The sequence below is a fragment of the Streptococcus sp. 2_1_36FAA genome (assembly GCF_000161955.2).
Taxonomy (GTDB): domain Bacteria; phylum Bacillota; class Bacilli; order Lactobacillales; family Streptococcaceae; genus Streptococcus; species Streptococcus gordonii.
Genome location: NZ_KI391975.1, coordinates 25140 through 50075 on the forward strand (window position 1 = coordinate 25140; position 24936 = coordinate 50075).

Annotated in this window: 32 protein-coding genes; 27 read left to right on the plus strand and 5 right to left on the minus strand. The window is 42.3% G+C overall.

The annotated features are described in order from the left end of the window. Nucleotides 1-210 precede the first annotated feature (210 nt). The 22 genes from HMPREF0847_RS05410 to HMPREF0847_RS05510 all read left to right on the plus strand — a co-directional run bounded on the left by HMPREF0847_RS05410 (nucleotide 211) and on the right by HMPREF0847_RS05510 (nucleotide 15598). The gene (locus tag HMPREF0847_RS05410) at nucleotides 211-570 is read left to right on the plus strand and encodes a DUF1033 family protein (RefSeq protein WP_008810065.1); all 360 of its coding nucleotides are present in this window, start codon (nucleotides 211-213) and stop codon (nucleotides 568-570) included. A 112-nt stretch (nucleotides 571-682) separates the two neighbouring features. Then, complete coding sequence (comGA, locus tag HMPREF0847_RS05415) at nucleotides 683-1621, plus strand: competence type IV pilus ATPase ComGA (protein ID WP_008810064.1); 939 nt, start codon at nucleotides 683-685, stop codon at nucleotides 1619-1621. After that, a complete protein-coding gene (comGB, locus tag HMPREF0847_RS05420) occupies nucleotides 1554-2588 on the plus strand; it encodes a competence type IV pilus assembly protein ComGB (RefSeq protein WP_008810063.1) in 1035 nt (344 codons plus the stop codon). The genes comGA and comGB overlap by 68 nt, the downstream gene beginning before the upstream one ends. Continuing rightward, the gene (comGC, locus tag HMPREF0847_RS05425; RefSeq protein WP_008810062.1) at nucleotides 2585-2902 is read left to right on the plus strand and encodes a competence type IV pilus major pilin ComGC; all 318 of its coding nucleotides are present in this window, start codon (nucleotides 2585-2587) and stop codon (nucleotides 2900-2902) included. The genes comGB and comGC overlap by 4 nt, the downstream gene beginning before the upstream one ends. After that, nucleotides 2862-3290: a competence type IV pilus minor pilin ComGD gene (comGD, locus tag HMPREF0847_RS05430; RefSeq protein ID WP_008810061.1), complete on the plus strand. Its 429-nt coding sequence runs from the start codon at nucleotides 2862-2864 to the stop codon at nucleotides 3288-3290. Before comGC ends, comGD begins: the two co-directional genes overlap by 41 nt. After that, the gene (comGE, locus tag HMPREF0847_RS05435) at nucleotides 3262-3555 is read left to right on the plus strand and encodes a competence type IV pilus minor pilin ComGE (protein WP_008810060.1); all 294 of its coding nucleotides are present in this window, start codon (nucleotides 3262-3264) and stop codon (nucleotides 3553-3555) included. Before comGD ends, comGE begins: the two co-directional genes overlap by 29 nt. Next, on the plus strand, nucleotides 3539-3976 hold the full coding sequence (comGF, locus tag HMPREF0847_RS05440; RefSeq protein ID WP_008810059.1) for a competence type IV pilus minor pilin ComGF: 438 nt from the start codon (nucleotides 3539-3541) through the stop codon (nucleotides 3974-3976). Before comGE ends, comGF begins: the two co-directional genes overlap by 17 nt. Continuing rightward, complete coding sequence (gene comGG / locus HMPREF0847_RS05445) at nucleotides 3957-4388, plus strand: competence type IV pilus minor pilin ComGG (protein WP_037622427.1); 432 nt, start codon at nucleotides 3957-3959, stop codon at nucleotides 4386-4388. The genes comGF and comGG overlap by 20 nt, the downstream gene beginning before the upstream one ends. 30 nt (nucleotides 4389-4418) lie before the next feature. Further along, entirely contained in the window at nucleotides 4419-5372 is a 954-nt protein-coding gene (locus tag HMPREF0847_RS05450; protein ID WP_008810057.1) for a class I SAM-dependent methyltransferase, read from the plus strand. A gap of 49 nt (nucleotides 5373-5421) precedes the next feature. After that, on the plus strand, nucleotides 5422-6612 hold the full coding sequence (locus HMPREF0847_RS05455; RefSeq protein ID WP_008810056.1) for an acetate kinase: 1191 nt from the start codon (nucleotides 5422-5424) through the stop codon (nucleotides 6610-6612). 48 nt (nucleotides 6613-6660) lie between these two features. Then, a complete protein-coding gene (locus HMPREF0847_RS05460) occupies nucleotides 6661-7326 on the plus strand; it encodes a CPBP family intramembrane glutamic endopeptidase (RefSeq protein ID WP_008810055.1) in 666 nt (221 codons plus the stop codon). Nucleotides 7327-7402: 76 nt separating this feature from the next. Further along, entirely contained in the window at nucleotides 7403-8368 is a 966-nt protein-coding gene (gene folP, locus HMPREF0847_RS05465) for a dihydropteroate synthase (RefSeq protein WP_008810054.1), read from the plus strand. A gap of 4 nt (nucleotides 8369-8372) precedes the next feature. Next, entirely contained in the window at nucleotides 8373-9704 is a 1332-nt protein-coding gene (locus HMPREF0847_RS05470) for a bifunctional folylpolyglutamate synthase/dihydrofolate synthase (RefSeq protein ID WP_037622507.1), read from the plus strand. Further along, on the plus strand, nucleotides 9685-10497 hold the full coding sequence (gene folK / locus HMPREF0847_RS05475; RefSeq protein ID WP_008810052.1) for a 2-amino-4-hydroxy-6-hydroxymethyldihydropteridine diphosphokinase: 813 nt from the start codon (nucleotides 9685-9687) through the stop codon (nucleotides 10495-10497). Before HMPREF0847_RS05470 ends, folK begins: the two co-directional genes overlap by 20 nt. 97 nt (nucleotides 10498-10594) lie before the next feature. Continuing rightward, nucleotides 10595-11302 carry an ABC transporter ATP-binding protein gene (locus HMPREF0847_RS05480; RefSeq protein WP_008810051.1) on the plus strand — a complete coding sequence of 236 codons (708 nt, stop codon included), beginning with the start codon at nucleotides 10595-10597 and terminating at the stop codon, nucleotides 11300-11302. Between the two features lies 1 nt (nucleotide 11303). Next, entirely contained in the window at nucleotides 11304-12092 is a 789-nt protein-coding gene (locus HMPREF0847_RS05485) for a lantibiotic ABC transporter permease (RefSeq protein WP_008810050.1), read from the plus strand. Further along, on the plus strand, nucleotides 12092-12814 hold the full coding sequence (locus HMPREF0847_RS05490) for a lantibiotic ABC transporter permease (protein ID WP_008810049.1): 723 nt from the start codon (nucleotides 12092-12094) through the stop codon (nucleotides 12812-12814). The genes HMPREF0847_RS05485 and HMPREF0847_RS05490 overlap by 1 nt, the downstream gene beginning before the upstream one ends. 12 nt (nucleotides 12815-12826) lie before the next feature. Continuing rightward, nucleotides 12827-13525, plus strand: coding sequence for a response regulator transcription factor (locus HMPREF0847_RS05495; protein WP_008810048.1), 699 nt, complete (start codon nucleotides 12827-12829; stop codon nucleotides 13523-13525). After that, entirely contained in the window at nucleotides 13492-14493 is a 1002-nt protein-coding gene (locus tag HMPREF0847_RS05500; RefSeq protein WP_008810047.1) for a sensor histidine kinase, read from the plus strand. Before HMPREF0847_RS05495 ends, HMPREF0847_RS05500 begins: the two co-directional genes overlap by 34 nt. Nucleotides 14494-14789: 296 nt before the next feature. After that, nucleotides 14790-14993: a helix-turn-helix transcriptional regulator gene (locus tag HMPREF0847_RS05505; protein WP_002896748.1), complete on the plus strand. Its 204-nt coding sequence runs from the start codon at nucleotides 14790-14792 to the stop codon at nucleotides 14991-14993. Continuing rightward, nucleotides 14990-15154, plus strand: a complete 165-nt coding sequence (locus HMPREF0847_RS11350) for a hypothetical protein (protein ID WP_004193711.1) — start codon at nucleotides 14990-14992, stop codon at nucleotides 15152-15154. The genes HMPREF0847_RS05505 and HMPREF0847_RS11350 overlap by 4 nt, the downstream gene beginning before the upstream one ends. Nucleotides 15155-15163: 9 nt before the next feature. After that, entirely contained in the window at nucleotides 15164-15598 is a 435-nt protein-coding gene (locus HMPREF0847_RS05510; RefSeq protein ID WP_008810046.1) for a hypothetical protein, read from the plus strand. A gap of 53 nt (nucleotides 15599-15651) precedes the next feature. Here HMPREF0847_RS05510 and HMPREF0847_RS05515 read toward each other — a convergent pair whose 3' ends face one another. The 5 genes from HMPREF0847_RS05515 to HMPREF0847_RS05535 all read right to left on the minus strand — a co-directional run bounded on the left by HMPREF0847_RS05515 (nucleotide 15652) and on the right by HMPREF0847_RS05535 (nucleotide 19018). Continuing rightward, entirely contained in the window at nucleotides 15652-17136 is a 1485-nt protein-coding gene (locus HMPREF0847_RS05515) for a DUF1846 domain-containing protein (RefSeq protein ID WP_008810045.1), read from the minus strand. 178 nt (nucleotides 17137-17314) lie between these two features. Continuing rightward, nucleotides 17315-17710, minus strand: a complete 396-nt coding sequence (locus HMPREF0847_RS05520) for a single-stranded DNA-binding protein (protein WP_008810044.1) — start codon at nucleotides 17708-17710, stop codon at nucleotides 17315-17317. Nucleotides 17711-17773: 63 nt separating this feature from the next. Then, the gene (ytpR, locus tag HMPREF0847_RS05525) at nucleotides 17774-18400 is read right to left on the minus strand and encodes a YtpR family tRNA-binding protein (protein ID WP_008810043.1); all 627 of its coding nucleotides are present in this window, start codon (nucleotides 18398-18400) and stop codon (nucleotides 17774-17776) included. 16 nt (nucleotides 18401-18416) lie between these two features. After that, a complete protein-coding gene (locus HMPREF0847_RS05530) occupies nucleotides 18417-18734 on the minus strand; it encodes a thioredoxin family protein (RefSeq protein ID WP_012130918.1) in 318 nt (105 codons plus the stop codon). Then, complete coding sequence (locus tag HMPREF0847_RS05535) at nucleotides 18734-19018, minus strand: DUF4651 domain-containing protein (protein WP_008810041.1); 285 nt, start codon at nucleotides 19016-19018, stop codon at nucleotides 18734-18736. Before HMPREF0847_RS05535 ends, HMPREF0847_RS05530 begins: the two co-directional genes overlap by 1 nt. A 180-nt stretch (nucleotides 19019-19198) precedes the next feature. Between HMPREF0847_RS05535 and pepA the strand changes: the two genes are divergently transcribed. The 5 genes from pepA to HMPREF0847_RS05560 all read left to right on the plus strand — a co-directional run bounded on the left by pepA (nucleotide 19199) and on the right by HMPREF0847_RS05560 (nucleotide 24773). Then, nucleotides 19199-20266, plus strand: a complete 1068-nt coding sequence (pepA, locus tag HMPREF0847_RS05540; RefSeq protein WP_008810040.1) for a glutamyl aminopeptidase — start codon at nucleotides 19199-19201, stop codon at nucleotides 20264-20266. Between the two features lie 248 nt (nucleotides 20267-20514). Next, on the plus strand, nucleotides 20515-21501 hold the full coding sequence (locus HMPREF0847_RS05545; RefSeq protein ID WP_096754965.1) for a sugar ABC transporter substrate-binding protein: 987 nt from the start codon (nucleotides 20515-20517) through the stop codon (nucleotides 21499-21501). Further along, nucleotides 21501-22817, plus strand: a complete 1317-nt coding sequence (locus HMPREF0847_RS05550; protein WP_008810038.1) for a sensor histidine kinase — start codon at nucleotides 21501-21503, stop codon at nucleotides 22815-22817. Before HMPREF0847_RS05545 ends, HMPREF0847_RS05550 begins: the two co-directional genes overlap by 1 nt. Continuing rightward, the gene (locus HMPREF0847_RS05555) at nucleotides 22810-23493 is read left to right on the plus strand and encodes a response regulator transcription factor (protein WP_002896732.1); all 684 of its coding nucleotides are present in this window, start codon (nucleotides 22810-22812) and stop codon (nucleotides 23491-23493) included. Before HMPREF0847_RS05550 ends, HMPREF0847_RS05555 begins: the two co-directional genes overlap by 8 nt. Then, on the plus strand, nucleotides 23490-24773 hold the full coding sequence (locus HMPREF0847_RS05560; protein ID WP_008810037.1) for an ABC transporter substrate-binding protein: 1284 nt from the start codon (nucleotides 23490-23492) through the stop codon (nucleotides 24771-24773). The genes HMPREF0847_RS05555 and HMPREF0847_RS05560 overlap by 4 nt, the downstream gene beginning before the upstream one ends. The last annotated feature ends 163 nt before the right edge of the window (nucleotides 24774-24936 follow it).

Genomic DNA, 24936 nt, shown 5'->3' on the forward strand with positions numbered 1-24936 from the left:
CGGAGATAAGCTTGGTTGAGCCCTAAAAATCTCAGGCTTTGGTATTTGCAAGATGAGAGAAAATGCTCCATTTTAGCTGAATTGCTTGATTATAGAGTATAAAATAAAGCATCTCCATTGATTTTGTCTAAAATATAGAACTAACCATGAGCAAATTAGTTTCATTATCAAAGGATTTTGTATATAATATACGGTACAAAGGAAGAAAATATGTACCGAGTAGTAGAAATGTATGGGGACTTTGAACCCTGGTGGTTTTTGGACGGTTGGGAAAATGATATTATTCAAGAACAACGGTTTGAAAAGTACTATGATGCTTTGAAATTTTATAAAATTCAATGGCTAAAATTAGAAACAGAATTTAAAGAATATAAGAGTCGCAGTGATTTGATGACTGTCTTTTGGAATGAAAAAGATCAGAGATGGTGTGAAGAATGTGACGACTACGTTCAGCAATATAGGTCAATTATATTGTTGGAAGATGAAAAGGTTATTCCAAAAAGCAAATACCGTCCGGGTTATGCCAAACAAAATGGACTTGAGAAGCATCGATCATGCCGAATCAAATAAAATAAAGAAGAAAACCGATAAATTTAATCGGTTTTTTTGTTGTGTTTACGAATAAATAGTTGAAGAAAGGCTTGAAAAAACTTTTCAACAAAATTTATTTGAGGGAGGTCTTATGGTTCAAAAAATTGCCCAGGCGATTGTCCGGCAGGCTAAGGAAGAGTGTGCTCAGGATATTTATTTTGTACCCAAGGATGATTGCTATGAACTTTATATGCGGATTGGTGATGAACGACGCTTCATACAGACTTATGATTTTGACCAATTAGCCGCTGTGATTAGTCATTTTAAATTTCTAGCAGGGATGAATGTAGGCGAAAAACGTCGTAGTCAGCTAGGGTCCTGTGATTATCGTTATGATGATAAGGAAACATCAATTCGTCTGTCAACTGTAGGTGATTATCGTGGTTATGAGAGTTTGGTTATTCGACTTTTGCACGATGAAGAGACAGAATTGAAGTTTTGGTTTACTCATTTTCCTGAGTTTAGAGAGAAGTTTAAGGATCGAGGACTGTATCTTTTTTCGGGACCAGTAGGGAGTGGCAAGACCACTCTCATGCATCAATTAGCTCAACTAAAATTTAAGGGTCAGCAGGTTATGTCCATTGAGGATCCTGTTGAAATCAAGCAAGAGGATATGCTTCAACTACAGCTGAATGAAACGATTGGTCTGACCTATGAAAGTCTAATTAAACTTTCCCTGCGTCACCGTCCGGACTTGCTCATCATTGGAGAAATTCGGGATAGTGAAACCGCTAGAGCAGTGGTTCGAGCTAGCTTGACGGGAGCTACAGTTTTTTCGACGATTCATGCTAAAAGTATTCCTGGTGTTTACGAACGCTTATTGGAATTGGGTGTTAGCGAGGAAGAGTTGAAAATTGTTTTACAGGGTATTTGCTATCAACGCTTGATTGGGGGAGGAGGTGTGATAGACTTTGCCAGCAACAACTACCAAGAACACGAGCCGACCATCTGGAATCAGCAGATTGATCAGCTTCTTGCAGCAGGACATATCCTTCCTGAGCAAGCAGAAGCAGAAAAAATTAGGAACTAGCAAGCAAAAGCAGGTCATTGAACTGTTTAATAATTTATTCTCTAGCGGTTTTCATTTGGCTGAGACTGTAGATTTTTTAGGACGAAGCGCTCTTTTGGAGCAAAACTATGTTCAGCAAATGCGTCATGGCCTAGCTAATGGACAAGCATTTTCAGAGATTATGACTAGTCTAGGTTTTTCTGATGCGGTAGTAACCCAGCTGTCATTGGCTGAGCTACATGGGAATTTATCGCTTGCCTTGCTAAAAATAGAGGAGTATCTGGATAATCTTGCGAAGGTAAAAAAGAAGTTAATTGAAGTAGCAACCTATCCCATGATGCTTCTTGGCTTTTTGGTATTGATTATGATGGGCTTGAGAAATTACCTATTACCCCAACTCAGCAGTCAAAATTTTGCAACTCAACTCATTGGTCATTTGCCTACTATTTTTCTACTAACCGTCTTAATGTTACTTGGATTAACAGGAACGATTTATCTGATCTTCAAAGGTCAGAAACGGATCCCTGTATACTCTTTCTTAGCTCGCCTGCCTTTTGTTGGATCCTTTGTAAAGATTTACCTAACCGCCTATTATGCGCGTGAATGGGGCAATATGATTGGGCAAGGCTTGGAGCTCAGTCAGATTTTTCAGATTATGCAAGAGCAACGCTCGGTTTTATTTCAGGAAATTGGTCAAGATTTAGGTCAAGCTTTACAAAACGGTCAAGAATTTTCAGATAAAATTGCTTCTTATTCTTTTTTCAAAAAGGAATTGTCTCTAATCATCGAATACGGGGAAGTCAAATCTAAGCTGGGAAGCGAACTAGAAATCTATGCTCTTAAGACTTGGGAAGAATTTTTTGGTAGGGTCAATCGGACCATGAATCTGATTCAGCCCCTAGTCTTTGTCTTTGTAGCCTTGATGATTGTCTTATTGTATGCGGCAATGCTATTGCCCCTTTATCAAAATATGGAGGTTCATCTATGAACAAATTAAAAAATTTACGCGTAAAAGCCTTTACTTTAGTGGAAATGTTAGTCGTCCTTTTGATCATCAGTGTTCTGATGCTCTTGTTTGTACCTAATCTAACCAAGCAAAAAGAGGCTGTTTCGGATACTGGAAATGCTGCGGTGGTTAAGGTAGTTGAGAGCCAGGCTGAGCTCTATGAACTCAAAAATACAGGAGATCAAGCAACCCTCAGCAAACTAGTCGCAGCTGGGAACATTAGTCAAAAGCAAGCAGACTCTTACAAGGCTTATTATGGTAAGAACAATAGTGAGACTCAGGAAGTTGCCAATTAAGGCCTTTACAGTTTTGGAAAGCCTCTTGGTCCTGATGATTAGCAGTTTTATCTTGCTGGCTTTATCAAGCTCTGTTCAAGCTACTTTTGAGCAGATTCAGGAAAAGATCTTCTTTTTAGAATTTGAGCATTTTTATCAGGAAAGTCAGAAGCTTAGCGTATCTTCTCAGAGAAAGCTGGTGCTAGAAATCTCAAACCAAGAGATTTCAAACGGCTATGCTCGTCTTCCAATTCCTAAAGGAATCCAAGCACCTGAATCTACACAGATCTATTTTGATAAGGCTGGAGGTAATTCTTCACTCAGTAAAGTTCAGTTTCAAACCAAGGAAGGACTGGTGACTTATCAACTCCATATTGGAAATGGTAAATTTAAGAAAACGACAAATTAAAGGGACCATCTTACTGGAAGCCTTACTGGCTTTGGGAGTTTTTGCTGTAATTGCAAGCTTGTTACTAGGTCAAATCACGCAATCACGCAAAGAAGCAGCTGCCATTTTAGAAAAAGAGGAGGTCCTGCGGGTGGCCCAGATGGCCCTCCAAACAGGGCAGGACCATCTTTCCTTAAATGGTATTGAAATTCGTATCCAGAGAACGAAGGATCAGATTCGAGTGTTCCATCAGGGGGAGGAATTGATTGATGTTGAAAAAAGGTAAAGTAGGAGCTTTTACCCTGCTGGAAGCCTTAGTAGCCCTCTTGGTCATCAGTGGTGGCCTCTTGGTTTTTCAAGCTATGACCAAGCTTCTAGCCAGCGAAATTCAGTATCAAGAGCAGACTAAGGCTAAGGAATGGCTCTTGTTTGCGGACCAGCTAGATGTAGAACTATCTCGTAGCCATTTTGAAAAGGTTGAGCAAAACAAGCTTTATGTTAAACAAGATGGTAAGTCGATTGCCTTTGGTAAGTCTAAAAGCGATGATTTTCGAAAGACGGATGCGAATGGCCGTGGTTATCAACCCATGATTTATGGCTTAGAAGCTGCTCAAATACATAAAGAAGGTCAGATAGTTCATTTGCTTTTGCAGTTTAAGGATGGCCTAGAAAGAGAGTACATCTATCGTGTTGAAGAAGAACATTAGGGCTGGGGTCATGCTTTATGCCCTGCTTATGGCTGCCGTTTTTAGTCTGCTGTTGCAGTTTTATCTCAATCGTCAGACGGCCCATCAGCGTAATCTTTTAGCCCAGCAAGAAAGACAGGAAGCTTACGCTATAGCCTTGCTGACAAAAGACCAGAAGCTAGCTGATAGTGGACAATTTTCTTTTAATAAAGGCCAAAGTCAATACCAGAAAGAAAAGGACCAGTTGGTTGTCAATGTAGTGATCTCTGACCGGACTTACGATTTTACCTTTGCTATCAAGGAGCCATCAGTCAGGTTGGATAAGGATCAGGATAAAGATAAAAAGTCTAAACTGGAAAAAGAAGAAAAGAAAGAAGCAGAGCCTGCCCGTGAAAAAGAGGAAGCCAAAGACGATAATGGCAAAAAAGATTAAATTTTGATAAGATAAGGAGCGGAGGAAACTATGAATTTTGAAAAAATCGAAGAAGCCTATACGCTCCTTTTAGAAAATGTCCAAGTCATTCAAAACAAGCTTTCAACTAATTTTTATGATGCCTTAATCGAGCAAAACGGTATCTATTTGGATGGGCAAACGGACTTAGAAATTGTCAAAAAAAATCATCAGACCTTGAAGAGCTTAAAGCTAAGCAGAGAAGAATGGCGGAGAGTCTATCAGTTCATTCTGATGAAGGCTTCTCAGACAGAACCTTTGCAAGCCAATCATCAGTTTACACCAGATGCCATTGGTTTTCTGCTGATTTTCATCATTGACCAGCTGATGGTAGCATCAGATATTACTCTTCTTGAGATGGGGAGCGGAACCGGAAATCTTGCAGAGACAATCTTGAACAATAGTCGGAAAGAGATTGATTATCTAGGATTAGAGATTGATGATTTACTGATTGACCTATCTGCCAGTATTGCAGAAGTGATGGGATCAAAAGCCCATTTTGCCCAGGGAGATGCTGTGCGCCCTCAAGTTCTAAAAGAGAGCGACTTGATTATTAGTGATCTGCCTGTCGGTTACTATCCGGATGATCAGATTGCCAGTCGCTACCAGGTAGCCAGTCAGATGGAGCACACCTATGCTCATCATCTATTGATGGAGCAGGCTTTAAAGTATTTAAAGGTTGATGGCTATGCGATCTTCTTAGCTCCTAATCACCTCTTAACCAGCCCGCAGAGCGACTTACTTAAATCCTGGCTCAAAGACAATGCCAGCTTGGTTGCGATGATTGCTTTGCCAGAAAAACTCTTTGCATCAGCCTCTCAGGCTAAGACGGTTTTTGTTTTGCAAAAACAAAAAAATATAAAAGCAGAACCTTTTGCCTATGCATTGACAGATCTACAAAATCATGATGAAATTACTCGCTTTCGCGAAAGTTTTCAAAAATGGCGCAAAGTTAGTGAAAACTGATCAAAATTCTGGTATAATGAGAACTGAAAACGCTTAAAAGAGGTAAATTATGTCTAAAACAATCGCAATAAATGCAGGAAGTTCTAGTTTAAAATGGCAGCTCTACTTGATGCCAGAAGAAAAAGTATTAGCTAAAGGTTTGATTGAGCGGATTGGACTCAAAGATTCTATTTCAACGGTGAAATTTGATGGTCGTACTGAAAAACAGGTGCTTGATATTACTGACCACACTCAAGCTGTAAAGATTTTGTTAGACGATTTGATGCGTTTTAATATCATTGCGTCTTTCGATGAGATTACAGGAGTAGGTCACCGTGTCGTTGCGGGCGGTGAGTATTTCAAAGATTCTGCTCTAGTTGATGAAGAGGTTATTCAAAAAGTTGAAGAACTTTCTCTCTTGGCACCTCTTCATAATCCAGCAAATGCCGCAGGGATTCGTGCTTTTAAGGAACTGTTGCCTGACATTACAAGTGTGGTAGTGTTTGATACTTCTTTCCATACAACTATGCCAGAAAAAGCTTATCGTTATCCATTGCCGACGAAATATTATACGGAAAACAAGGTACGTAAATATGGAGCACATGGTACTAGCCATGAGTATGTAGCGCATGAAGCAGCTAAACTTTTGGGCAAACCGATTGAGGAGTTGAAACTTATCACCTGTCATATTGGTAATGGTGCTTCTATTACGGCTGTTGATAAAGGTTTGTCTGTTGATACTTCTATGGGCTTCACACCTCTGGGGGGTGTCATGATGGGAACGCGGACTGGTGACATTGATCCTGCAATAATTCCTTATCTCATGAAACATACAGATGATTTTAAAACTCCCGAAGATATCAGCCGAATTTTGAATCGTGAATCTGGTTTACTTGGGGTTTCCGAGAAATCAAGCGATATGCGTGATATTCATGAAGCGATGCGGGCAGGTGATGCCAAGGCTCAATTAGCTAACGACATTTTTGTAGACCGGATTCAAAAATACATTGGTCAGTATCTTGCCGTTTTGAATGGAGCGGATGCCATCATCTTTACCGCAGGAATTGGCGAAAATTCTGTGACTATTCGTAGACTGGTTATTGAAGGAATTTCTTGGTTTGGTTGTGATATTGATCCAGAAAAGAATGTCTTTGGGCAATATGGGGATATCTCGACACCAGAAGCCAAGGTCAGAGTGTTAGTTATTCCAACAGACGAAGAGCTAGTCATTGCGCGTGATGTAGAACGTTTTAAAAAATAATAGGGGGTTAAGGCATTAGCCTCCCTTTTTTGCTAGATTGGGGAAGAAATGGAATTCTATTTAAAAAAACTAAAATATTGTTTAATTGTGTTGGTGATAGTAGTCTTGACACAAGTTCCTTTCATTGCAATGAGGTATTTAGAAGACAAACAATCACCAATTAGTGTAGGTGGAATAATCATCCTGTACCTATTTATTATTCTTTTAACGCTCTTTCTTGCTAAAAGAGAAGGAATTCTCACATTTGATTTCAGCTTTTTTAGTTGGTCTTCAGTGGGACTTTTGGCCTTATCTTATTTCCTATCGATTCTCATCGGTGCTTTAGGGTTTGTTGTCATGAGATTGGAAGGGGGCTCGCTTATTCCTCGTAATCAAGAGAGAATTCAAGAGGCGATGAGCGAGATCCCACAGATTGTCATGATTATCGCAACAGTGATTGGAGCTCCAGTTCTAGAGGAAGTCATTTTTCGTGGCTTTATTCCCAAGAAACTCTTTCCTAAGCATCAACTGGTGGGATTTGTGATAGGTGCGATACTTTTTGGCCTTTTTCATGGCCCGACTAATATTGGTAGTTTTATCATTTATGGAGGAATGGGAGCAGTCTTTGCCTATGTAGCCTATACGACAGAAAGGTTAGAAATGTCTATTATGGCCCATATGCTTCGAAATGGAATTGCCATATTCCTCATGTTATTTGCAAATAATCAAGCCTGACGAGAAATTTTCTCGTCTTTTTTCTGAGGAAAATATGATAAAATGTTAGTAATTAAGAATTAGTGAGAGAAATAAGATGGCTCAAAAAAAGATAGATGTTAGAAGACTCGTCCCAGATGGGAAGACTGGTTTGTGCGGGATTCTTAATGTAACCCCAGATTCTTTTTCAGATGGTGGAAAATATAACACTGTAGAATTTGCTTTAGAGCAAGCGCAGTATCTGATTCAAGAAGGTGCCCAGATGTTGGACATTGGCGGGGAGTCTACGAGACCCGGTAGCCATTATATTGAGATTGAAGAAGAAATTGAACGAGTGGTTCCAGTGATTGAGGCTATTCGTAAGCAAAGTGATGTCTTGATTTCAGTTGATACTTGGAAAGCGCCCGTAGCAAAGGCAGCCCTGACAGCGGGTGCAGATATAATTAATGATATCACCGGATTTTTAGGTGATGAAGGAATGGCGCAAGTGGTGGCTGAGTCTTCTGCTGGAGCTATTCTGATGTTCAATCCGGTTATGGCTCGACCTCATCATGCTAGCTCAACAATCTTTCCCAAGTTTGGCTTTCAAGATGTATTTACAGATCAGGAATTATCAAAGTTTGCGCATTCAGAAATTGTAGATTTGATGTGGGCCTTTTTTGATAAATCCTTGGCTAGAGCAAAAGTGGCAGGAATAGAGAAGAACAGCCTCATGCTGGATCCGGGTATCGGTTTTGGTCTTACTAAACGAGAAAACCTAATTCTGTTACAGCATCTTGAAGATATTCATCGGGCTGGTTTTCCAATCTTTCTTGGCGTTTCTCGCAAGCGCTTTGTTGTGAATATACTGGAAGATGCAGGCATTGAGGTTGATCCAAAGACAGATTTGGGTTACCAAAATCGTGATATAGCTTCCAGTCATTTGACCAGTATTGCGGCCAGTCAAGGGGTAGAAATGCTACGTGTTCACGATATTCCTTATCATAAAATGGCGGTGGAGATTGGTGATGCAATTCGTTTAGCCAATCGCGCTGAAGATTTAACCTTGGGGCAATACAAATAAGATGATAGATAGAAACGAAAAACCAGACTTGAGTTGGATTGCAAACTATCGGACGGATACTCCGAACTTTGGCTTAGAACGAATGGAAGCCATGCTGGCTTATCGAGGAAATCCTCATAAGCAACTTTCAGTCATTCATATAGCAGGAACCAATGGCAAGGGGTCAACGATTGCGACTCTTCGAGAACTTCTTCAGTTAAGAGATTTAAGAGTTGGAACCTTTACTTCTCCGTATATTGTTTCTTATAATGAGCAAATTGCTATAAACGGACAGGCTATTTCCAATCAAAAATTGAACCAGCTCTTGCAGATTTATAAAGATTTGTTTGTCCATCAAGGACATCATTCGGCTTTCAAGGGAGTGACTGAGTTTGAAATCATCACGGCCCTGGCCTATGATTATTTTGCTCAGGAAGAAGTGGATGTGGCGATCATTGAGGTCGGTATGGGCGGACTTCTAGACTCGACAAATGTTTGTCAGCCGGATCTAACTGCGATTAGCACGATTGGATTGGATCATATGGCTCTTTTAGGCTCTACTCTTGGGGAAATAGCAGAGCAGAAAGCCGGAATCATCAAACTTTCTGTTCCAGTAGTCACTGGTAAGATTGATAGAGAAGCCCTGGAAGTTATCCAGCGCGTAGCAACAAGTAAACAGGCTCCAACATATTTATATGGACAGGCCTATCAGGTTGATTGGCTCAGAAGCGAAGAAACTGGCGAAGTCTTTTCACTGGAAAATGAATGGCGAGAGTCCAGTATTTACCAAACATCACTCCTAGGAACTTATCAAACAGACAATGCCGCCTTGGCTATTGAGATTTGTGATCTATACTGCCAACAAAAGGGCTTGTCTCTTCTGACAAAGGAAGAAATCGACCGTGGTCTTCTAGCAGTTGCCTGGCCAGCTAGGATGGAAAAAATTTTGGAGCAACCTCTGATTTTTTTAGATGGGGCCCATAATCCGCATGCTTTGAGTCCTCTACTAGCTTCCTTCCAAGAACGCTTTGCTTCAAAAGATAAGAAGATTTTATTTACCTGTATTCGGACCAAAGCACTAGATGAGATGTTGCAGTTGTTTGCTCAAGCAGATGTATCTGTCACATTGACATCCTTTGCGGATGAGCGAGCAGTTTCTGAAGAAGAAATGAAGAGACAAGCCTTCCAAACGGGGTTAACCTATCAACCTTGGAAGCAGTATGTAGATAGCTATTTACAAGATGCAGATAAGGATCGAGAGGTACTTCTGATTACTGGCTCCTTGTATTTTTTGGCTCAAGTCAGAGCCTATATATTGACAAAGAAAGAGGGAATAGATGGATCAGCTAAGGATTAAAGATTTGGAAGTCTATGCTTATCATGGGGTTTTTGCGGCTGAAAAAGAACTGGGCCAGCGTTTTGTGCTGGATCTGATTTTGGACTATGATATGACCCGGGCTGCTAAAACAGGTGATCTGACAGCTTCAATCCACTATGGAGAATTGGCTCAGGATTTGACCCACTGGTGTCAGGAAAGCAAGGAAGACTTGATTGAGACGCTGGCTTACAAACTGATTGATCGGATTTTTCTGACTCACCCTTTAGTGCAGAAGGTCAGCTTGGAGGTCAAGAAACCTTGGGCTCCTGTTCCTCTGCCTTTGGACACATGCTCAGTCAAGCTAGTTCGTCAAAAGCGGAAAGTCTTTGTCGCTCTGGGTAGCAATCAGGGCAACTCAGATGCCAATCTGGATGCGGCTTTGGAAAAAATGGCAGAGCAGAATATAAGAATTTTGCAGGCATCAAGCCGTATCGAGACGGAGCCTTGGGGTGGGGTTGAGCAGGATCCGTTTCTCAATCAAGTTGTTGAAGTTGAGACCTGGCTCAATCCTGAGGAATTAATGCAGACCCTGTTAGCTATCGAAGCGGATTTAGGGCGCGTGCGGGAGATCAAATGGGGACCTCGTGTGATTGATCTGGATATTCTTTACATAGGGCAAGAAGAGTTATACAGTCCAAACTTGATTGTTCCTCATCCTTATGTGGCTGAGCGAGCTTTTGTCTTGCAATCTCTGGTGGAAATCGCTCCACACTTTGTCGATCCCGTGCAGAAAAAAAGCATCCGTCAGCTCTGGGATGTAGTTGAAAAATGAGAAAAGAAGCTTGTCGTAAGGCAAGTTTTTTTCTTGTCTGATTTTCTTCTGAACTTGCCATTGTAAAATGAAGTCAAATAAAGAAAAGGAGTTCAGTATGGAACATATTGTAAAAATTGATCGTGTTTCTAAAAAATATGGAGACAAGCAAATTTTAAAGGATATTTCTTTTACAGCTAGGAGTGGTCGCATTACAGCTTTTCTAGGACATAATGGTGCAGGAAAAAGCTCGACTTTGAGGATTTTGTTGGGGTTAGATCGGGCGACAGCAGGGACTGCGACTTTTGATGGGCAAACCTATCAGTCAATGACCTATCCGCTCAGAACGGTAGGTGCAGCTTTTGACGGTATTGGGGGTCTGCCAAATCGAAAGGTCTATGACCACTTGAGGATTATTGCGGCGAGTAATGCTATTCCCAAATCTCGGATCGATGAGGTTTTGGAGATGACTGGGATCGCTCATAAGAAAAAGGATTTCTTATCAAGCCTGTCTCTAGGAGAGGGGCAGCGCCTGGGGTTGTCAGTAGCTTTACTAGGTGATCCTCAGTTTCTAATATTAGATGAGCCGACCAATGGCTTGGATCCAAGTGGAATTAAGTGGTTTAGAAAGTTCATTCGCCAGCAGGCTGATTTAGGGAAAACCGTCCTTCTATCCTCTCATATCCTGTCTGAGGTACAAATGGTAACAGATGATGTAGTCTTGATTCATCATGGGCAAATTATCGAACAGGGAACTCTAGAAGATGTATTACAAGGAACAGATAGTTTAGAAGAGCTCTTCTTCGACTTAACAGAGGAGGTTTAAGATGAAAGAGACGATGTCCTTATTGCATTCAGAGTGGTTGAAAATCCAATCAACCAAGGCTTTCAGGGTAAGTGTGGTCTTTATGCTGTTATTGGTACCTGTTGTGTCATGGCTAGAGGGACGCCAGTATCTGTCTATCGGTTTAGATGCGACCCCTGAGACGGTTCCCCGTCTGGCAGAAGCTATTGATCCGCTGGAATATCTAGGTCTTAATGGCGCTTCTATGGGTGGTATGGTTTTAGTCATCTTAGCTGGAATTTTGGGAGCAACGGAATTCCAGTCTCATAGCTTGCGAACCAGTCTATTGGCCTGTAATAACCGCCTGAAGCTACTTGTGGGGAAAATATTGACCTTTGGTTTGTTTTCACTCGTCATTAGCTTATTATCCATTTATTTGAGCTATATTGTCATGCACTTGGCTTTAGGAAAAGAAGGGCTACATCCAATTTTACTTAATCAAGCTGCCTGGAGTCATCTTTTATGGAAGGCACTAGCTACTGCATTGCTGGGTCTCCTGTCCTTTTTATTGGGATTGCTTGGGCGGACGATGTTGCTTCCCTTACTCTTTCTCGTACCCCAAATCTATAATCTAGGAAACTACCTAGCTACCCACACGAGTTGGGGAGCTTATTTGCCACAGCCCGCAGGAGAGTTATTTGTTGCAACGCCGACTTCTCAATATGCTAATAATCCCTTGCAAGGACTCTTGGTACTAAGCGTATGGTTGCTAGTCATCGGCGGCATGGCCTCTCTGCGCTTTTTGAAGACGGATTTAGGAGGACGCTACTGATGATAAAAGCTTTGCTTAGAAGTGAATGGATTAAGTTTCGTTCTTACTACCTCGCTCTTGGTGCAGGCTTGGTGGCTCTGGTAGTCGTTCCATTTTTTCTAATGAATCTTGACTACAGTCGAACAGCAGTTGGCCAGACAAAGGCTCTGAGTGAGGCTTTGCATGCCCTCTATCTGGCGCAGCCCGTCATCGTCATCTTTACTTCCCTCTATTTTGCTCAGGAGTTTGTCAAGTCAGGGATGCGAACGAATTTTCTAACCGTATCAAATAGAAAGGCTTGGTTGGCTGGGAAAATCCTTTTTCTGGTTTTGCTGCTCTTGGTTCTCTACAGTGTCATGATAGGCAGCTGTTTCCTTGTTATGCTGGCTCGTTTTGACCTAGACTTTAGCTGGTCCTTACTGGGGAAATTCCTTTATTACAGCTCTTTTGGTCTTCTCAGCAATCTTTTTCTGGCTTTTTTAACTGCCGGCCTCGCTTTGCTATTTCAATCTTGGGTTGTGCCGGTGTCAGTGCTCTTTCCTCTCTTGATTGGTCTCAGCCGTTTATTGGCAACGTTCATCAAAGAAGCAAAATACTTGCCCGATCTGGCTACCCTAAATCTTTTTGAGTATGAAGGGCTTCAGCATTCAATAGATCTATCAGGGCTGGGAATACAGCTGTTATGGTTAGCTTTGGTTTGGAGCTCTGCTATATTCTTAACCTTGAAACGAGATGTTCGCTAGAGGTATGCTATAATGGAAATCATGAGACAGTATCGTATTTTGGTGGTTGATGACGACCAGAGCATTTTGAAGCTGGTGAAAAATGTCCTAGAGCTCGATGCTTATGATGTGACGACGCTTGATCGGATAGAAGAGCTAGAGCTGACGCATTTTGTCGGATATGACTTGATTCTGCTGGATGTGATGATGGAGCCTGTTAATGGTTTTGAGTTGTGCTCCTACATTCGTCCTCATCTTTCGTGCCCCATCATCTTTCTGACGGCCAAGGAGTTGGAGGCGGACAAGGTGGAGGGGCTCTTTCGCGGAGCAGATGACTATATTGTCAAACCTTTTGGGACCAAAGAATTGCTGGCGCGTGTCAGAGCTCATTTTCGTCGGGAGGAAAGACGTGAGGAGCGCTATTCTGAAATTGCTTCTTGTCAATTTTATCCTGAGCGCTATGAAGTTGCCTGTTTTGGTAAAGTCTTGAAATTTTCAGAGCGAGAGTTTAAGTTGCTGCATTTACTAGCTAGCAATCCCAAGCAGACCTTTTCAGCTGAACGCCTGCATACCTTGCTTTACCCAGAAAGTTCAGAAACACAGCTTCGCTCCATCTCAGAATACGTATATCAGATTCGCCAAAAATGCAAACAAGAAGGGCTGCAAGCAATTGCAACAGTGAGAGGAGTAGGCTATAGATGGCAATTAGAACCCGAAATTTCAAAAGCCTAGTCTGGACAACCAGTTTAAAAGTCGTCTTTTTTCATGTTTTGATTTTTGTGCTTATAGGCTATGAATTTACGCAAGGAAGTAATCACGTTCTTTTCACCTTGTTCTTTTGGGCGGGGAGCTTGCTGCTGATTACTTTTTATCATATTTTGAAATTGCTCCGAAAAATCGACAGGGAAATAAAAATGCTAAAGAGCAAGAAGCTTTTAGAAGAAAATCAAAGCCAGTTTTTTCGGATCGAGGAAATGCTAGAAGTCTATAGCGATTTACGGAGCAGCCACCAAGAACAGGAGTTGATTTTACAGCTATCAGCGACATCGCACGATTTGAAGACGCCCCTAACTGTGATTAAGGGGAATGCTGAGCTCTTGGAGTTGGCGCAGTTGGGTCAGCCACAGGCAGACTATGCTACTGAGATTTTGCAGGCTAGTCACAAGATGGAAGAGTATTGTGGCTCTTTGATTGATTACGCTAAGACCTTTCAGATTGATTCTAATCAGTTCAGTCAGCTTTCCTTAGGGAGCTTTTTGGTTTCTCTACAGGACGATTGGGCACTGTTCAGCAAACAAGAAAGCCATCGTTTTTCTCTCCAAGAAGATTGTGATCCTAGCTTAAGCTTGTCTATTCATTTGGACTATCTCAAGCGGGCTTTGCTCAATATCTTACTAAATGCGCTTGAACATGCTGACCAAGACCAAAAAGAAGTGAAGCTAACGGTATCAGTGCAGCAGGACCAGTTAGTTTTTGCTATCTGGAACAATGGTCCTGCATTTTCAGAGGAGATGCTGCTAGGAGCAGAACAGCTCTTTTACCAGAGTGACCAAAGCCGCAATTCAGCTAATCCCCATCATGGCATCGGCTTAGCCTTTTCTAAGCAGGTAGCTCTCTTGCACGGTGGTCGTCTGACCCTGCTCAATCCAGACCAAGGAGGAGCTTGTGTCGAGTTGACTGTAGCTTTGGAAAGCAAATAACAAAGGAAGTCAATCAAGATGATAAAAGAGAGTGGGACAGAAATCGGTAATTCGTTAGAATTCGATTTCGTCGTCCCACCTCCGCACAGTTGAGTAGGGCTGTAAAAGCTGATGGAATCAGCGTAGTAGAGCCCACTCAACCACTGCGTCTTGCTCGACAATCCAAAGACAATTGAGAGGCTAGGACTTTTGTCCCAGCCTCTTTTTTGCCGCTTTCTTCTTGACAAAAGATGTAAAGGGAGCTATACTATATTTGAAAAGTAAAGTTTGTTTTACATTGTGAAAAGGAGTCGGCTTTGGAAAATCGAATTCAAGAATTGCGAAAAAGAAAAAAGCTCAGCCAGGAAGAACTGGCTGAGAAGCTAGAGGTTACGAGACAAACGATTATTTCTTTGGAAAAGGGCCGCTACAATGCTTCGCTCCTTTTGGCTCATAAAATTGCATCCTTTTTCAATTTAAGGATTGAAGAAGTGTTTCTCTTTGAGGAGGATGAATCATGAAATGGACTTATATGCTCAAATGGGGACTAGGTTTCTTAGTAGTCCTTGTCTTGATCTTTCTTCATTTACAGTTCGATTTTATCCCTAAGGAAATCCTGCCTGTTGTGGGAATGATCTTGATTGTGCTGATCTTGAAAATTTTTCAAGCGTATGAAAAATAGGAGGCCGACATGGAAACATTAACTAAACAAGAATTTCGAAAAAAACTTCAAAAGAAAGTTATCGTGGGACGTATCTTAACCTTTATCATCTTGGTAGGATTGGCCTGGAGCCACTTTCATTCTCTGAATGATCGGCAGGAAGGAGTCATGGTCGGCATACTGCTGGGGCTTTCTTTGATGACTATTCGGTATAATCTTGCCCTAAGACGGGAGGAAAATTTTGAGCGGTTCTACATTCAGGTGACTGACGAACGCAATCGCATGATTGATGAAAAGACCCGCACTCTGCTTTTTAATATTCTTTTGCTGCTGGCAGCGTGCTTGAGCGTTTTGTCTATGGTTTTCCCAATCATCTTAAGTCTCAATCAGTTTCTGACCTTGACTATTATCCTGGTTTTGGGACTTTACTATCTCTTGCGCTTTCTCCTGTCCAAGCGTTATTAAGAAAAAAGCTGGCGACGCCAGCTTTCTAAACAAGCTTTTAACAGAGCTTGTTTTTATTTTCTATAAAGTCGATCATACTGGTAAACGGGGTCCATGGTCACATGGATGCCTAGTTTGCGCAGGACGTTTTTGTCTTCGCCAGTTAGAGTGACAGTAGAGTGGGCCTCGCTGCCCTTGAGATTACCGAGTTGTTGCATAGCATTTGCCGCATCTTGATTTTCCATGGCTGTGATTGCCAGAGCCATCAAGATTTCGTTTGAGTGGAGGCGAGGATTGCGGCTGCCCAGATGATTGATTTTCAGGCCTTGGATTGGCTTGACATACTCAGGCTCGATCAGCTTGGTTTCTTTAGCAATATGGGCTAATTTCTTAATGGCATTAATCAATACAGCAGCCGTAGGACCAAAGAGTTCAGAGGTTTTACCAGTTACGATTTCACCGTTTGGTAATTCCAGGGCCAGAGCTGGCTCACCAGTGCTTTCAGCTTTATCGCGCGCAGCAACTGTTACCTTACGGTCCAGCGGTGTAATGCCCAGGTCGTTCATCAAGAGTTCGATTTTCTTGACAGCAGATTCAGAAACGCGCTCCGCCTTGAAGTCCAGAATCGTCTGGTAGTAGCGACGGATGATTTCCTGTTGAGATGCCTCGATAGCTGCATCATTATCTACAATGGCAAAGCCGACCATGTTGACGCCCATATCCGTTGGTGAAGCATAAGGTGATTTTCCAAGGATACGTTCTAGCATGCGCTTGAGGACTGGGAAAATTTCAATATCACGGTTGTAGTTGACTGTGGTTTTTCCGTAGGTTTGCAGGTGGAATGGATCAATCATGTTGACATCGTCCAGGTCTGCCGTCGCTGCCTCATAAGCTAAATTGACCGGATGGTGCAGGGGCAGATTCCAAACGGGGAAGGTTTCAAACTTGGCGTAGCCTGACTTGATGCCATTGATTTGGTCATGATACATGTTGGACAAGCAAGTAGCCAATTTACCAGAACCAGGACCAGGTGCAGTAACAACGACTAGATTACGGCTGGTTTTGATGTAGTCGTTTTTCCCCATACCTTCAGGCGAGATGATATGGTCCATGTCGGTCGGATAGCCCTTAATTGGGTAGTGGATGTAGGAGGCGATGCCATTCTTTTCCAGCTGGCTGCGGAAGAGGTCAGCTGCTGGCTGACCGGAATACTGGGTGATGACCACTGAGCCTACATAAATATCTAGCTCGTTGAAGGTATCGATTAGTCGCAGAACTTCCTGGTCGTAGGAAATGCCCAAATCGCCACGCGCCTTAGAGTGTTCAATGTTGTTGGCATTGATAGCAATGACAATCTCTACTTGGTCCTTGAGCTCTTTGAGCAGTCTGATTTTATTGTCCGGCTCATAGCCTGGCAGGACGCGGGCAGCATGGAAGTCTTCTAGCATTTTACCGCCGAATTCCATGTAAAGTTTGCCCTCAAATTGATTAATGCGCTCCAAGATATGGTCGCGCTGCAGGTTTAAGTATTTGTCAGAATCAAAAGCAATTTTTTTCATTTTCATTTTTACCTCTGCTAAGCATTATAACAAAAAAGAGATATTTTTGGGAGCAAAAGTAGTATCTGAGGACAAATAAAAAGAACCGATCAGAAGAAAAAATTTTAAATAGAACGATAAAAAAACCAAGGCTATTCAGCCAAGGTTCTTAATAGAAAAGAAAGGAAAAGTGGGAGTTTTAGAAAGGAAGTTCCTCTTCTTCCAAGACTAGGTCAGCCAAATCGGCTCCAGAATTATTTTCACGAATAGCCCGCTGGGCACGACTTTCAAGAAGCTGGAAACCATGTCCAAGGACTTCTGTGATATAGTGAGTCACACCGTCTTTTTCATAACGACGGGTCCGTAGTTCGCCGTCCAGAGAGATCAAGCTTCCTTTGCTGGCATAACTAGCTAGAGTCTCAGCCAATTTGCCCCAAAGGACGATATTAATGAAGTCTGCTTCGCGCTCACCATTTTGATCCTTGTAACGGCGATTGACCGCAATCGTTGCGCGTGTGACAGATTTTTCATTGCTAGTTTTGTGCAATTCTGGTGTGGCCGTCAAACGACCGATAATAATGACTTTATTGTACATATAATTTCCTCCTACTTATTTATTCGTAAGAGAAAGAAAAAAATCGTGAAAATCACGATTTTTTTACCCTTGCCAATGTTTTGCTGGATCAAACGCAGTTCCGACGACTTCAGAGTCGGCTAATTCGATAATGCCACGTTTTTGAGGAGCGTTTGGTAATTGCAATTCACGTGGACTGCACATCATACCAAAACTTTTCTCACCCCGTAGTTCACCAGGAAAGATAAGGTTTCCCTTAGGCATCATAGCGCCAGGAAGGGCAACGATAGTTTTGAGGCCTACTCGAGCATTGGGGGCACCGGCTACAATTTGAAGAGTCTTATCTGCTGCGACCTGGACTTGACAGATGTTGAGATGGTCACTATCTGGGTGAGCAATCATTTCGACGATTTCTCCGACGACAAATTTCGGTTGGAGATCATTGATCAGAGTTTCAGAAAAGCCTTCTTTAGCCAACTCTTGGTTGAGCAAGGCAACCTCTTCGTCAGTAAGAAAGATCTGGCCACTTTGTTGGATATTAAGAATATCTGATACTTGGAAAATGTTCCAAGCTACGGTTTCAGCTGTATCTTCTCGGAAAATACGAGCAATATTTCCTTTGCGTTCAACAGAAAGTTTTGCATCTTCGTTGTTGGCAACAATCACCATCAAAACATCGCCAACAAATTCTTTGTTATAAGTAAAAATCATTCTTTTCTCCATTTGATTAGTTTAATGACGCTAAAAAATCATTGATTTCAGACTTGGTTTTTCGATTGCGATTGACCAACCGACCTATTTCGTGTCCCTTTTCCAGTACAACCAAACTAGGAATCCCATAGACATCCCAGCGTTTAGCAAGGTCAAGATAAGCATCACGGTCTACTTGGATGAAGGTGAAATTTGGATTCCTTGCCTCAATCTCTGGTAGGGAGGGCTGGATGAAACGACAGTCTCCACACCAGTCTGCTGTGAAAAAGAAGACAGTCCTCCCCTCTGACTGAACGTAAGTTGCCAATTCTTCTATATTTTCAGGAATAATCATCATTTTTCCTCATAACTTAGCTGGCCGTTTTCGTAGACAAAGGTAAAGTGGCGGTCATCTTCAAGGACTACTCCACCAACCAGTGTATCTTCGCTGGACTCATAGAGTTGCACATAGACCGTGGCAATCTGTCCTTGACTAGCAAAGAAGCTACGGACCAGTTGAATAATCTCTTCTCTCTTTTTGGCTAGCTGTTGTTCTTTGACGACTTTTCGCGCGCCCAAGGCAAGACTTCCTGCTCCAAGAAGAGCAGCTGTTGTTAAAATGATTTTTTTAGCTTTCATGACAATATTTTAACACAAAAAAGAAGGGGGAACAATGGCCAAGATAGAAAAGGAGAAATTGACAAGCGAGAGGACTTAACTGAAATTTTTTTACTTGGATATTTCTCCTGTAGAGAGTTAGGCTTTTGCTACCTATCTTTCCCAAAAAGTGATAAAATAGGGGACAGAAAGAAGGTATATATGACAGACTTATTTTCAAAAATCAAAGAAGTAACTGAGATTTCTGCAATCTCAGCTCATGAAGGTCCTGTAAGGACTTATTTGCGGGAGAAAATGACTCCGCATGTGGATGAAATGGTGACGGATGGCTTGGGTGGCCTCTTTGGTATCAAGCATTCAAACTTAGCAGATGCGCCTCGAGTTTTAGTGGCCTCTCATATGGATGAAGTTGGTTTCTTGGTCAGTGAGATTAAAGCAGACGGTACTTTTCGTGTAGTTGAAATCGGTGGCTGGAATCCTCTTGTGGTCAGCAGTCAGCGCTTCAAATTGTTTACTAGAGAAGGTCGGGAAATTCCAGTGATTTCTGGCTCTGTTCCACCTCACTTCCTACGTGGAGCTGGTGGGACACCAACCCTGCCACAAGTAAGCGATATTGTTTTCGACGGTGGATTTGCCAATAAGGAAGAAGCAGAAAGTTTCGGAATTCGTCCAGGAGATGCTATTGTGCCAGATAGCTCAGCTATTTTAACAGCTAATGGTAAAAATGTTATTTCCAAATCTTGGGATAACCGTTACGGGGTTCTCATGGTCAGTGAATTGGCTCAGGCTTTATCAGGACAATCTTTAGGCAATGAGCTATATGTCGGTGCTAACGTCCAAGAAGAAGTTGGTTTGCGTGGAGCTCACGCCTCAACAACTAAATTTGAGCCCGAACTATTCTTTGCTGTAGACTGTTCTCCAGCTGGTGATGTATATGGTGGTCAAGGCGCTATTGGTGACGGAACACTGATTCGTTTCTTCGACCCTGGTCATCTCATGCTGCCTAATATGAAAGACTTCCTGCTTACTACAGCTGAAGAAGCTGGTATCAAGTACCAATACTATTGTGCAAAAGGTGGAACAGATGCTGGTGCAGCCCATCTCCAAAACGGTGGTGTGCCATCTACAACTATCGGAGTTTGCGCTCGGTATATCCACTCCCATCAGACACTTTATGCAATGGATGACTTCTTACAAGCTCAGGCATTCTTGCAAGTAATTGTGAAGAAGTTAGATCGTTCAACAGTCGATTTGATTAAAAATTACTAAACTGATAATTGTCTTTTGTGATACTGCAATCAGTCAATAAAACAACACCGCAGTTAGATGAAGCTCCATGGTTCTATTTGGTCATGGAGCTCTTTTAGTGGGGAAGGCTAGATTGGAAGTATAGAAAAAACTTTGATGTCAGCTATAAAGAAATAGTTAGCTTCTTAGAGCAGATTTTGATTTTTTCGTGCTTTGTAATATAATAATTCTGTATATAAGTGAAGCCTACTAGAAAGATTGGGGTATGGATGATGGCGAAAAAAGAAATGCAAAGAAGTCGTATGCATTATAAAAATACTTTGTGGCCCCTCTTAGTTCTACTTGTAATGGCTTTATCTTTTGTGTATTTTAAAGGGATTCTTCCGGATCCAAAACAGGTCAAGATTGGGGTGACCTACATGACCATGAATAACGACTTTTACAAGACCTTAAATGCGGAGTTGGAGAAGAAAACTAACCAGCAGGGCAGCCGACTTTACGTTAGGGATCCTGAATTGGATGAGGGCAAGCAGAGCCAACAGATTGATTTTTTCGTCAAAGAAAAGGTAAATGTCATTGTGATTAATCCAGTGAAAAGCAATAGTCCAAGTATCATTTCCTCTCTTCAGAAGGCCAAGAAAGCTGGGATTAAAATCATCGTAGTGGATACGCCAATCAGCAAGGAAGTGGCAGTCGATACGACAATTGTTTCAGATAATTACCAAGCTGGTGTTTTAATTGCTAAAGATATGATGAAACGTTTGCCAGCTGCGAATATCCTTCTGCTAGAACATCGAAATGCAGTTTCTGCTATGGACCGCATTCGAGGTTTTGTAGAGACAATAAAAAATCAGCCTCAGTACAAGATTATTTCCCAAAAAGAGACGCTTGGACAGACTGAAGAAGCAATGCCTCAAGTAAAAAGTGCCTTAGATGAAGGAATGGACTTTAATGTGGTCATGGCTCTCAATGATCGGGCAGCGATTGGTGCCCTAGCGGCTATTAAAAATAACGGCTTGAACCGAAAGCTTTCTATTTATGGCGTGGATGGCTCACCAGATATCAAAAACTTTTTGGCTACAACAAACGATATAGAGGGAACTGTAGCCCAATCGCCCATTCAGATGGGACGCAAGGTGGCGCAGGTAATTGAGCTGATGCAGGAAGGGAAATCCTACGACAGCCAATATCTGATTCCAGTTCATCTGGTTAATAGGGATAATATCAGTCAATACACAGTTACAGGGTGGCAATAATGAGACCTCAAAAAAGTATATTTTACAGCAAAATAGCGCTGATGATCATCAATCTGGTTGCCATTGTCTATAATGCGTCTATCTATCTCTTTGCGACCAACTATGTAGCTGCTAAGGGCTTCAGTCACTCGCTCTTGGAGCGTTTGGATGCCATTCCTGGCTCTCCCAGCTTGATTTTCTGGGTATCAATTAGCTTGTATGCCTGCCTGCTCTTGGTCATGTACTATCGCGAGCGCCACCCTAATCAGCTGTCTGTCTATGACAAGGTGACCATTATTGAAATCCTGCTTATGTTGGTCATCTTTTCTGTCTTGCACTCGTCCTACAATGGCTTGATTCTCCTGGTGTTTGCGGATATTTTCTATGGCTCTAAGGAGTTCAATTCTTCTAAAGACAAGAAGTACTGGTTTTCTTTCATTATTTTGAGCTTTGGCATGCTGCTTTTGTCCAATTATGATCTCATGTCGCTTTTTATCAAGCTGCCTTCTCTAGATACCTATATTCGGTTTTACCCAGAGTCCGTTCGGCTGTTACTGCTTTTTGGTAAGAATTTCCTCTACTCTCTCAATATCGTTGTCTTTATGATTTCCTTGCTCTTCTATATCTTGTCGGCTATTACAGAGCGTCATCGGATTGAGGAAGAGCTGCGTATGGCTTCTCAGGCTAATCGCGAGTTGAACTCTTATCTGGCCTTGTCCGAAAAGATAGCAGAAGACAGAGAGCGGAAGCGGATTGCCAGAGAGATTCATGATACATTGGGCCATGCCCTGACGGGAATTTCAGCGGGTATTGATGCGGTCAAGGTCTTGGTTGATATTGATACCAATCGGGCGAAGGAACAGCTCAATAATGTCTCTGTCGTCGTTCGAGATGGTATCCGTGATGTCCGAGGCTCGCTCAATAAGATGCGACCGGGAGCTCTGGAAAATAATACTTTGAAGGAAGCTCTGATTAAGATTATCCGTGAGTATGAAGCTATCTCCAACTTGGAGATTCATCTTCGTTACGAATGGGATAATATTGATTTGGATATTGCAAAGGAAGACATTGTCTTTCGGGTGATTCAGGAGTCTATTACTAACTCTGTCCGCCACGGGCATGCCAAGACTATCTGGATTGAGCTACTGGAGGAAGAAGAAGCTTATGTAATGACCATTCAGGATGATGGTGTTGGCTTTGATGAACTTCACTATGGCTATGGCCTCAAGCAGATGCAGGAGCGCCTAATGATTATTGGAGGAAGCGTCCGCTTTGAAAATAGGGACGGTTTCTACACGCATATCGAAATCCCCAAAATAGGAGGAAGACATGATTAAGGTTTTAATAGCAGATGATCAGGCCTTGATTCGCGAGTCTCTGCAAATCATCCTGTCAGCCCACGCAGATATTGAGGTGGTCGGGACGGTCGGAGACGGCAAGGAAGTGCTGGAAAAGCTTCATCGGGTACGCCCAGATGTGATTTTGATGGATATTCGCATGCCAGTCATGGACGGTGTTCTTTGTACCAAGGCTGTCAAAGAGCAGTATCCAGATGTTAAGATTATCATTCTGACGACCTTTGATGACGATGAATTTATCTTCTCCGCTCTCAAATACGGCGCGTCTGGTTATATTCTTAAAGGGGTTTCGACAGAAGAGCTTCACGAAGCCATTCAGACAGTCTATCGAGGCGGAGCCATGATCAATCCCAATATTGCCACCAAGGTCTTCAAAATCTTTTCACAGATGGCCCAGTCCAACTTTGCTATCACGGTGACGGAGGAAAATATAGAGGACATGAGCCGGACGGAGTGGAAGATTATCCAGCAGATTGGCTTTGGAATTTCGAATAAAGAAATTGCTGCCAAGCTTTTTCTATCAGAAGGGACAGTCCGAAATTATCTGTCAGGTATCTTAGCCAAGCTCAACTTGCGTGACCGCACCCAGCTGGCTATCTGGGCTGTTCAGACTGGGGTTACCCAGAGAGATTTTAGTAAGGAAAGCGACAAATGAAGTGGAGATTGAGACATTTGGCCCTGCTGGTTGTCCTGATCATATCTGTTGCCCTAGCTTTTGTCTTTTGGGCTTCAGCTCAGGAAAAAGTCCTGCGTATCGGCGTCTATGCTGGCTCCAGCTGGGATGTACCTAACAGTCGAGAAAACAAGGTCTTGGACAGCCTGATTAAGAAATTTGAAAAGACGCATCCTCATGTCAAGGTCGTCTATGAAAGCGGGATTCCCAAGGATGATTACGCTGACTGGCTGACAGAGCAAGTCTTGAAAGGCGAGCAACCGGATCTCTTTATGGTACCGGAAAACGACTTTAGCATGTTGGCTTCGACTGGCGCTCTCAAATCCTTGGACACCCTCCTAACGGATGATGAGCGAAAGGCCTTTTATCCGGTGGCTTATGAAGCTGGGCAATATCAGGGAGTCAGCTATGCTCTTCCAGTTGAGAGCAATCCTATCATGATGTGTGTCAATAAAGACTTGCTTGAAAAAGAAGGAATTAACATTCCTGAGTCAGGCTGGACTTTAGAAGATTTCTATGAGATTTGTAAGAAAGTAACCAAAGACACCAATGGCGATGGTGTGGTGGATCAGTACGGTATAACAGATTACACTTGGCAGCAGGCTCTGGTAGCTTACGGTGGCCATCTTACCGATAAATCCGGTATCAATGTAGACAGCTCAGAGATGCACCAAGCCCTGTCCTTTATGAGCAAATTAGATATGCTCAGTCGGCACTATAAGGTGACTTCTAATGACTTTGATGAGGGACGGGTGGCCTTCTATCCTATGAGTCTGGCCCAGTATCGGACCTACAAACCCTATCCTTATCATGTTTCCAAATATTCTAGCTTTTCTTGGACCTGTATCCCAATGCCTACAGCCAACAATCAGGTGATGGGAACTCAGGTCAAGACCTCGCTCTTTGCCATGTCTTCTAATACCAGTCAAGAAAAACTGGCATGGGAATTTATGCTTTTGTTGTCGCAGGATAAAGAAAGCCAACAGGCTCTATTTGAGAAATCTCAAGGGACTTCGGTCTTGCCATCTGTAGTGAAAAGTCAGCAGTCTAGAGCAATCCTACAAGCAGATGATTTTGGCTTGGATTCTTTGACTTCTGAGAGGTTGGATCGCATGATGAATCGCTCTATCATTGATATCAGCCTAGAAGTAGATCAACATACGATGGAGCGGATGGACTATCTGATTCAAAAAGCGATGCAGAATCAAGAGATTGATAGTTCCCTACCTAGTATTCAAAAGGAAATAGAAAGCGGAAAATAATCTGCTTTCTTTTTTTACATTTCAATCACAAAATAAACAAAGTTGACTAGACCAATATGACAATTGTCATATTCTTATTAACAAATGTCATCTGACTTACGTGACATTTGACAATATGAAACCGGTTCCATATCTTGTACAATAAAGTCATAAAGAAACCTTC

Excerpts from the sequence above, each read along its gene's own strand:
- HMPREF0847_RS05455 (WP_008810056.1), top strand. The coding sequence starts at position 5,422 with ATGTCTAAAACAATCGCAATAAATGCAGGAAGTTCTAGTTTAAAATGG.
- HMPREF0847_RS05495 (WP_008810048.1), top strand. The coding sequence starts at position 12,827 with ATGGAAATCATGAGACAGTATCGTATTTTGGTGGTTGATGACGACCAG.
- HMPREF0847_RS05450 (WP_008810057.1), top strand. The coding sequence starts at position 4,419 with ATGAATTTTGAAAAAATCGAAGAAGCCTATACGCTCCTTTTAGAAAAT.
- HMPREF0847_RS05535 (WP_008810041.1), bottom strand. The coding sequence starts at position 19,018 with ATGAAAGCTAAAAAAATCATTTTAACAACAGCTGCTCTTCTTGGAGCA.
- HMPREF0847_RS05520 (WP_008810044.1), bottom strand. The coding sequence starts at position 17,710 with ATGTACAATAAAGTCATTATTATCGGTCGTTTGACGGCCACACCAGAA.
- HMPREF0847_RS05510 (WP_008810046.1), top strand. The coding sequence starts at position 15,164 with ATGGAAACATTAACTAAACAAGAATTTCGAAAAAAACTTCAAAAGAAA.
- HMPREF0847_RS05500 (WP_008810047.1), top strand. The coding sequence starts at position 13,492 with ATGGCAATTAGAACCCGAAATTTCAAAAGCCTAGTCTGGACAACCAGT.
- HMPREF0847_RS05530 (WP_012130918.1), bottom strand. The coding sequence starts at position 18,734 with ATGATTATTCCTGAAAATATAGAAGAATTGGCAACTTACGTTCAGTCA.
- comGF (WP_008810059.1), top strand. The coding sequence starts at position 3,539 with ATGTTGAAAAAAGGTAAAGTAGGAGCTTTTACCCTGCTGGAAGCCTTA.
- folK (WP_008810052.1), top strand. The coding sequence starts at position 9,685 with ATGGATCAGCTAAGGATTAAAGATTTGGAAGTCTATGCTTATCATGGG.
- HMPREF0847_RS05555 (WP_002896732.1), top strand. The coding sequence starts at position 22,810 with ATGATTAAGGTTTTAATAGCAGATGATCAGGCCTTGATTCGCGAGTCT.
- HMPREF0847_RS05490 (WP_008810049.1), top strand. The coding sequence starts at position 12,092 with ATGATAAAAGCTTTGCTTAGAAGTGAATGGATTAAGTTTCGTTCTTAC.
- HMPREF0847_RS05560 (WP_008810037.1), top strand. The coding sequence starts at position 23,490 with ATGAAGTGGAGATTGAGACATTTGGCCCTGCTGGTTGTCCTGATCATA.
- HMPREF0847_RS05410 (WP_008810065.1), top strand. The coding sequence starts at position 211 with ATGTACCGAGTAGTAGAAATGTATGGGGACTTTGAACCCTGGTGGTTT.
- HMPREF0847_RS05480 (WP_008810051.1), top strand. The coding sequence starts at position 10,595 with ATGGAACATATTGTAAAAATTGATCGTGTTTCTAAAAAATATGGAGAC.
- comGD (WP_008810061.1), top strand. The coding sequence starts at position 2,862 with ATGGTAAGAACAATAGTGAGACTCAGGAAGTTGCCAATTAAGGCCTTT.
- HMPREF0847_RS05485 (WP_008810050.1), top strand. The coding sequence starts at position 11,304 with ATGAAAGAGACGATGTCCTTATTGCATTCAGAGTGGTTGAAAATCCAA.
- comGC (WP_008810062.1), top strand. The coding sequence starts at position 2,585 with ATGAACAAATTAAAAAATTTACGCGTAAAAGCCTTTACTTTAGTGGAA.
- HMPREF0847_RS11350 (WP_004193711.1), top strand. The coding sequence starts at position 14,990 with ATGAAATGGACTTATATGCTCAAATGGGGACTAGGTTTCTTAGTAGTC.
- pepA (WP_008810040.1), top strand. The coding sequence starts at position 19,199 with ATGACAGACTTATTTTCAAAAATCAAAGAAGTAACTGAGATTTCTGCA.
- HMPREF0847_RS05545 (WP_096754965.1), top strand. The coding sequence starts at position 20,515 with ATGATGGCGAAAAAAGAAATGCAAAGAAGTCGTATGCATTATAAAAAT.
- comGA (WP_008810064.1), top strand. The coding sequence starts at position 683 with ATGGTTCAAAAAATTGCCCAGGCGATTGTCCGGCAGGCTAAGGAAGAG.
- HMPREF0847_RS05550 (WP_008810038.1), top strand. The coding sequence starts at position 21,501 with ATGAGACCTCAAAAAAGTATATTTTACAGCAAAATAGCGCTGATGATC.
- HMPREF0847_RS05460 (WP_008810055.1), top strand. The coding sequence starts at position 6,661 with ATGGAATTCTATTTAAAAAAACTAAAATATTGTTTAATTGTGTTGGTG.
- ytpR (WP_008810043.1), bottom strand. The coding sequence starts at position 18,400 with ATGATTTTTACTTATAACAAAGAATTTGTTGGCGATGTTTTGATGGTG.
- HMPREF0847_RS05515 (WP_008810045.1), bottom strand. The coding sequence starts at position 17,136 with ATGAAAAAAATTGCTTTTGATTCTGACAAATACTTAAACCTGCAGCGC.
- folP (WP_008810054.1), top strand. The coding sequence starts at position 7,403 with ATGGCTCAAAAAAAGATAGATGTTAGAAGACTCGTCCCAGATGGGAAG.
- comGE (WP_008810060.1), top strand. The coding sequence starts at position 3,262 with ATGGTAAATTTAAGAAAACGACAAATTAAAGGGACCATCTTACTGGAA.